Annotated in this window: 5 protein-coding genes; 2 read left to right on the top strand and 3 right to left on the bottom strand. The window is 68.8% G+C overall.

Annotated elements, in window-relative coordinates:
- The first annotated feature begins 449 nt into the window (after positions 1 to 449).
- A complete protein-coding gene (locus tag KA383_20530) occupies positions 450 to 959 on the top strand; it encodes a hypothetical protein (protein MBP7748507.1) in 510 nt (169 codons plus the stop codon).
- A gap of 2 nt (positions 960 to 961) precedes the next feature.
- Here the strand turns inward: KA383_20530 and KA383_20525 are convergent, their stop codons facing one another.
- The 3 genes from KA383_20525 to KA383_20515 are packed head-to-tail and all read right to left on the bottom strand — an operon-like array spanning position 962 to position 4,571.
- The gene (locus KA383_20525) at positions 962 to 1,687 is read right to left on the bottom strand and encodes a hypothetical protein (GenBank protein ID MBP7748506.1); all 726 of its coding nucleotides are present in this window, start codon (positions 1,685 to 1,687) and stop codon (positions 962 to 964) included.
- 4 nt (positions 1,688 to 1,691) lie between these two features.
- A complete protein-coding gene (locus KA383_20520) occupies positions 1,692 to 2,612 on the bottom strand; it encodes an exosortase/archaeosortase family protein (GenBank protein ID MBP7748505.1) in 921 nt (306 codons plus the stop codon).
- Between the two features lie 27 nt (positions 2,613 to 2,639).
- Positions 2,640 to 4,571 (bottom strand): sulfatase-like hydrolase/transferase, encoded by a 1,932-nt coding sequence (locus KA383_20515; GenBank protein MBP7748504.1) that lies wholly within the window; start codon positions 4,569 to 4,571, stop codon positions 2,640 to 2,642.
- Positions 4,572 to 4,874: 303 nt separating this feature from the next.
- Between KA383_20515 and KA383_20510 the strand changes: the two genes are divergently transcribed.
- Positions 4,875 to 6,930 (top strand): S8 family serine peptidase (locus KA383_20510; GenBank protein MBP7748503.1); only part of this gene is annotated, 2,056 nt, incomplete at its 3' end.

The following is a 6,930-nucleotide window of genomic DNA, read 5'->3' as shown; positions in this document are numbered from 1 at the left end:
CAGGTTCACGCTGCGCTGAGATCGTCGCCCACCTTCGAACGTACTCCACCCCTAAAAACCGAGCCCCGTCCGTCGCGACACATGACGCGCTACACCCCGTAAGCAATTGCCGTGCCGAACAGAATTGAGACATCATACCCATTTCCGGTTGACGTCCGACGGCGCCCGGAACGTGTCCTCACTGCCGTTCGCGGCTCGGTTGGCGGACGCGGGCGCGGATTTTCGCTTGCGCTTCGGGGTCGGATTCCGGCGCGCTGCGCGGACCCGCTCGCTCGCGCTCGGGGCTCTGATTACAAACGCGCTGCGCGACGCTCTCGCTCGCGCTTCGGGCTCGGATTAATCGCCGTCGTCGCTTCCTCCCCTCCATGCCTTCGTGCTCGCGACGCCGGCGCTTGTGAACGGCCGCCGGCCCTCGGTACGATGGACTGCGAACCTGCTGAGGAGCACCCATGACCAGCGGACTCATCGGCCTGACGCTGCTCGCCGCCGGGCTTACCGCACCGGCGTTCGACCTGGTGACCGCGGACGGCGTCTCGATCCGCGCGCAGGTGCGGGCCAGCGTCTACAGCTACGAGGTCAGCAACGTCGGGGCGCCGCCGATCCGGGCATTCGAGGTCGGCTACAGCGACGGATACGACTTCAAGGCACCCGAGGGGTGGGAGATTCAGAACACGCCCGGGACATTTCGCGCCGTGGCCGGCAAGGACGGGCTGCCCATCGGGCCGGGCCGCTCCGAGCTATTCTCGTTTCGCGTCACCAGCCGCGGCGGCGTGCTCGGCACGGTGACGGCCCGCTGCGCGACAGACGAGCGCGCGGCCGTCGTCGTGCCACGCATCTGGGGCGTCGTGCCGCTGCCGCATTCGTATCTGCTGGTGGTGGCGGCGACGCTTGTCGGGCTGGCGCTGCTGCATCACGTGCTGACGGCGGCGCGCGGGCGCACCCCCGCTGCCCCGCAGTGAGATCACCGCCCGCGCACGTCCTCGCGCGCGGGATAGTACTCCCGCAACAGCACCGGCAACGCTTCAGCCAGGGCCTGCGTGCAGCGCTGCTGCGCCGCGGGCTCCTCGGCGTCGGAACTGCACGGCGTCACGGCCTCGATCTTGCTGAAATAGGCGCAGCGGTCGCCGGGCCAGTTGAGCAGCCAGCGCGCCCGCCCCCGGCTGTCGCAGAACTGGCCGCTGGCGCTGAGCGTGTACATGAGGAAGAGGTTGCCTTCACGCTGGTCGATGCGCAGGGCGCGGGTCGGGATGCGCAGGACGCTGCCGCCCTGCCCCGGCACGTCGATCGATACCGCGCGCATCCTGAACACCGTCGCCCCGGTCTGTCGATAGCAGACGTCCGGCGTGTGCGGCACCTGGCAGTGCGGGTCGGCGTAGTAGGTCGCGAACAGCAGCACCCAATCCACCGGCGAGGCCGAGCCGCGCGGCTCCACGCAGACCAGGGCAATCTCGTCGGTGCCGACTTCGCGGAAATGGTCCGCGCCCATGCCGACCGGAAACGGCGTCGAGACGAACGAAGGCATGCCCGCGGGGCTGAAGTCGGCGAACGGCCGCCGCAGCGCGATCGTGCGCTTCTCCAGCCGCGCGCGGACCGCTTTCATCGCCGGGCGCAGCTCGACCGCAGCCGCTACCAGCACCAGGGCCGAGACGAGAAAGACCGGCGGACAGAGGCGGGTCAGCGTGCGCATGGGTTCAGCGCTCCTCCGCGGCCACCGGCGCGCGCTCGGCCGGCTGCGGCACAAAGAGGTTCAGCAGTCCGATCGCCGCGGCGAACAGCAGATATGCGAGCACCAGCGAGAGCACGGCCGCCGTCGCGCGTGGCCAGGCGCTGAGCGGCGCGGCGTGGGCGTACACCGCGAACAGGCCCAGCAGGACGAAGCGGCCGAGATTGGACAGCAGTACGATCGGAACAGCCGCCAGCGCCAGCAGGACCACCTGCCAGCGCGGTCGGCGGCGCGCGCAGACCACGCAGACGCCGAGGACCGCATGCGTAACCAACAGCGAAGCGCCACGCCGGGGCTCGCCCGGCGCGACGGTCCCGGTCTGGCTGCCGCGCACGAAGTCGAGGTCCGGCCCGGTTTGCGTCACGTTTACGCCGGGCAACGCGGACAGCAGGGCGCGGCCGGCCGCGAGCGTGTAGGTTTCCGCACGGATGATGAGCGCGGCGTACTGGCGCGGGCCGAGCGGTATGCTGAGCGCGAGCAACAGAAACATGGGCAGGCACGGCCGCAGTAGGCGCCGCCCGCACGTGGTCAGCAGCACGCCCACACAAACGGGGACTAGCGCGATCGCCCGCAGGTAACCGAATTCCAGCGGCCACAGATTCAACGCCACCACGGCCAGGCCGAGCACGATGATGACCGGCCCCCACGCCGAGCCATGGTCGAGCGCAGCGGCGAGGTCACGGCGGCGCTGCCAGGCCAACAGCGCGACGAGCAGCGGCAACACCAGCGCATGCGACCACTCGCCGGAGTCGCGGATCGTGCCCCAGGCCATGCGCAGCTCGAATTGAAACACAAGCGCCACCAGCACCAGAAGCACCAGCAGCCGCACGAGCGCGGCTCGTCCGGAGATCGACGGCTGGCTGACGGCGACGGTCTGTGTGGGGCACATCGAAGCACACCTCAGCGGCGCGCGGCGCTACGGCACGTAGTAGGCGCGGGCGTAACGTCCGGTGCTGAACACCCACCAGTGGTCGTAGACGAAGCGCTGCCGGAAGCGCTTCGCCGGGATGTCCAGGTGCTGGGCGCGCCGCCAGTTGCGCAGGTCCGCGACCACCTGCTCGGCGGCGGGCGACTCCAGGACGATTGGTGACTTTTCCTGCGGATCAGTGGCGAGGTCATATTCCTGGACCCGCCCGCTGGTCGGCCAGTACACGCGTTTGGTGTTGCCCTCGACGTAGCCCGCCGGGCTGCCCTCGTACCAGGCGGTGAAGTACAGCCGCCGGTCGGGGTCGCAGGGCGTCAAGGCACAACGTCCCTCGAAGCCGGCGCCGCTGATGTCGAAGCCGAGCAGGGTCAACAGCGTCGGGGTCACGTCGAGTTGCGAACAGGGCCACGCCGCGCGCGTGCCGGGTGGTACGTGCCCGGGCCAGTGAAGCACCCACGGCACGCGGAGCACTTCCTCGTAGGGGATCCAGCGGAGACGATGGGACTCGGCCCGGAATCCTTCGCCGTGGTCCCCAAGCATGCACAACAGCGTCTGATCGGCGAGCTGGTGGGCCGCCAGGCGCTGCAGCAGCTCGGCGATGAAGGCGTCGGTGTAGCGGAGCGCCTGCAGGTAGCGGTTGCGCGAGCCATTGGCGGGCGGCTCGAACCACGCCGGCACCTCGTAGGGATCGTGCGCGGCGGAAGTGATCAGCATGAACAGGAACGGTCCGGACGCGCTGGTTGCCCAGGCCAGCGCCGGGTCCAGTATGCGGAAGTCATCGCCGCTGAGGTAGCCGAGGTCGGCGGACGCATCTTCCAGGTTCTCGCGGAACCACGCCCAGTCGAAGCCGAAATTGGCGAAGGTCGCCGGCGCGCACTGGAACGTCCCCTTCGACATCTCGAAGAACGCGCTGCGGTAGCCGACGCGGGCCAGCAGCGTCGGCAGGCCCTCGTACGGCGCGTCGGCGAGCACCGATTCGACGTAGTCGGGACCAACGTCCGGCGTGGTGCCCGTGAGCGTCGCCCACATCGCCTTGCCGGTCTGCGGCACAGGCACCCGCAGGCTCTCGAACAACATGCCCTCGCCGGCCAGCCGGTTCAGCGTCGGCATGGCCTCGTACTCCGGCGTACCGGCGACCGCGGCGGTGTAGGGCACGCTCTCCAACATCAACAGCACGATGTTCGGTCGAACAGCCGCTGCGGCGGGCGGCAGGCCGACGGAGCGTTCGCCGGCGATCGGCACGTGGCGCGCAGGCGTACCGGGCGCGGGGGTCAGGTCGGAGGTGGCGAACGCCGACTCGATGACGCCCCAGTGGCTGCTGTAGCCGAGCACCTGGTCGAGCGACTCGGGGACAAAGCTCCGCGTGGCGCGGCGATGGACCGCGAGCAGCAGAATCACCAGCGCGGCACACACCGCCGCTCCCCCGACCCACCACCCGCGCGCCAGCTTTGCGGGCGCGGGTCGTACGATGCGCCAGATAACCCACGCCAGGGCGGCGGGGACCGCAACCACCAGGCCGAGCGCGACGCGCGGATGGTAGCCAAGATGCGGTCGGACGGTGGGCCAGAAATCCGTCGGGTGGCGCAGCACAACCTGGAGCACGCCCGGCTGGAGCTGCACGCCGGTGACGGCCAGCCAGATGCCGTTCAACACCGCCCAGACCAGAACCAACGTCGCGAGTACCAGCGTGAGCCGCGCCGTCCACTTGCGCGGCCAGACCGCGTAAGCGAGGGCACCAAGGGTGGCAAGGCCGGCGAAGAAGGCGAGATCGGGCAGGGCCACACCGAGCCAGGCCTCGACGACGCTGGGCGGCGCGCAACTGCGGACGATGCGCAGCTTGGCCAGGACGGTGACCAGCAGCGCCGCGGCGAGCAGGAAGACTTCCGTGCGAGCAACGCAGGCGCGCAGGGTACGCCGCGCCATACCGGGCGCGTGAAGCGGCACCCTGTTTTCGGGCCTGCCATCCGTCATCCCGCCCACCAATGGCCTGGACCGTGACCGCGGTCCACAGCCTCGGCATTGTAGTCTGGATGGCTGTGAATTGGCAGCGCGCCGCACCGGCGGTCCATGATGCCGCGGGGACGATTGGTTTTCCTTGCCGTAGCCGCCGCCGATCCGGTACGATGTGCATGGGGCCGCGCCGCTGCCGGCCGCATTCGACCTGGTATTTTGCCACCGGAGCACGTACGCGTCGCCCATCCGCGATGCCCACGGGAAAGGAACGTCATGCCCGATAAGTGCCAACACCGCCTGCCCGTCTGTGCCATCGTTCTCATCGCCGCCGGTCCGTGGCTGGCGCCTTTCGCGGCCGCCCAGACAGTGGACGTCTCGGCGAAATTGCACCCCGCGCTGCAACAGCGACTGGCGGAGACCGCGGGGCCGGTGAAAGCCTGGGTGTTCTTTGCCGACAAAGGTGTGCATTCGCCAGCCGAGCTGCAGGCCGCCCTGCAGACGGTGGCGCAGACCTATAATGCGCGCGCGGCGCAGCGGCGTGCGCTGCGCGGCCTGAATGCTGCCCGGGATGGCGCGCTGTTTGACGAGCACGATCTGCCGGTGGTGCCGGCATACGTGGAGGCGGTGGCGAAGACGGGGGCGCGGCTGCACATCACCAGCCGCTGGCTGAACGCGGTGAGCGTGTGGGCGGATGGCACGCAGCTCGCGCAGATCGCCACCCTGGCCTGCGTGGACCGCCTCGAAGCGGTCCGCCGTTCACAACGCCCGCAGCCGCTGAATGTGCAGGACATCGGCCCGGGCCCGTTCCCCGGTGGTGAGACGCGCAGCATCAACTATGGGAACTCCCTCGCGCAACTCACGCAGATCAACTTGGTGGCACTGCACGACGCGGGCTTCACCGGGAGCGGCGTGATCATCGGCATCCTGGACACGGGTTTTCATCGCACGCACGAGGCGTTCACGAATCCTCTGCACCCGCTGTCGGTCATCGCGGAGTACGACTTCGTCAACAACGACGGCAACACCGACTACCAGACCGGCGATCCATCCGGGCAGTACAATCACGGGACGATGATTCTCGGCTGCATCGGGGCGTACAAGCCCGGGAGCCTGGTCGGCGGCGCATTCAACGCGTCCTTCGTACTGTGCAAGACGGAAGACACCACGCAGGAAGTGCCGGCCGAGGAAGACAACTATGTCGCGGGGCTCGAGTTCATCGAGTCGCATGGCTGCGACATGAGCACCGCGTCGCTCGGCTACATCGACTGGTACACGCAGGCCCAGCTCGATGGCCAGACGGCGGTCACGACCATCGCCTGCAACATTCTGACCGCCAACGGCGTGCACCATACCAACGCCGCCGGTAACGAATATCACGACTCCAACCCGGCGACGTCCAGCCTGATCGCCCCGGCGGACGCGTTCCAGGTCATCACGTGCGGCGCGGTCAGCAGCTCGGGGGCCATCGCCTCGTTCAGCTCCGACGGCCCCACCGCCGATGGCCGCGTCAAGCCGGAAGTCCTGGCCCGCGGCGTCAGCACGAACACGGTGTCGCCGTACTCGGACACCGGTTACACGACCGCCGACGGGACTTCGCTGTCAACGCCGCTGGTGGCCTGCGCCGTGGCGTGCCTGATCCAGGCGCGGCCCTACTGGACAGTGGACCAGATGCGCCAACACCTGTTCGAGACTGCCGACTACTACGTGCAGAACGGCACTTTCGATCCGCTGTACGTGCGCGGCTATGGCATCGTCAATGCGTTCGGCGCTTACGACACGTGCGCCGACGCCGGTGTGGTCATGCTGGACCACAATCGGTACATGTGCGCGGACACCGTCACGATCACGGTGAACGACTGCGGGCTGAATGCAGACCCGGCGGCGATCGAAACGCTGTCCGTCTCAATCGTGTCCAACACGGAAGCGGCCGGTGAGACTGTGCTCCTGACGGAACTCGCGTCCGACGCGGCGGAGTTCCAGGGCTCGATCGCCGTGAGCCTGACGGATGCCGCCGGCGTGCTGCAGGTCAGTGCGGGCGACACGCTCACATTGACCTACATCGACGCCGACAACGGCCAGGGGCAGCAGGTCACGGTCACCGCGACCGCCCTCGTCGATTGCACGCCGCCGACCATCACCAACGTCCACGCCGCCGACATCCAGCCGCGCAGCGCGGTCATCACCTTCGACTGCGACGAGCTTGCCAGTGGCACCGTCCGCTACGGCCTGAGCTGCGGCGCGCTGAACAACACCGCCACGGGCGGCCTGGCCATGTCGCCGACGATCAGCCTGAGCGGCCTGACCGACGACACGACCTACTACTACAAGG

The organism is Phycisphaerae bacterium (assembly GCA_017999985.1).
In the GTDB taxonomy this organism is placed as follows: Bacteria; Planctomycetota; Phycisphaerae; order UBA1845; family Fen-1342; genus JAGNKU01.
Note: the sequence above shows the minus strand (reverse complement) of the source record. Positions and strands in the feature narration are given on the sequence as shown.

Bases quoted from the DNA above. Each gene is read 5' to 3' on its own strand.
- KA383_20530 (MBP7748507.1), top strand. From the start codon at position 450: ATGACCAGCGGACTCATCGGCCTGACGCTGCTCGCCGCCGGGCTTACC.
- KA383_20525 (MBP7748506.1), bottom strand. From the start codon at position 1,687: ATGCGCACGCTGACCCGCCTCTGTCCGCCGGTCTTTCTCGTCTCGGCC.
- KA383_20520 (MBP7748505.1), bottom strand. From the start codon at position 2,612: ATGTGCCCCACACAGACCGTCGCCGTCAGCCAGCCGTCGATCTCCGGA.
- KA383_20515 (MBP7748504.1), bottom strand. From the start codon at position 4,571: ATGGCGCGGCGTACCCTGCGCGCCTGCGTTGCTCGCACGGAAGTCTTC.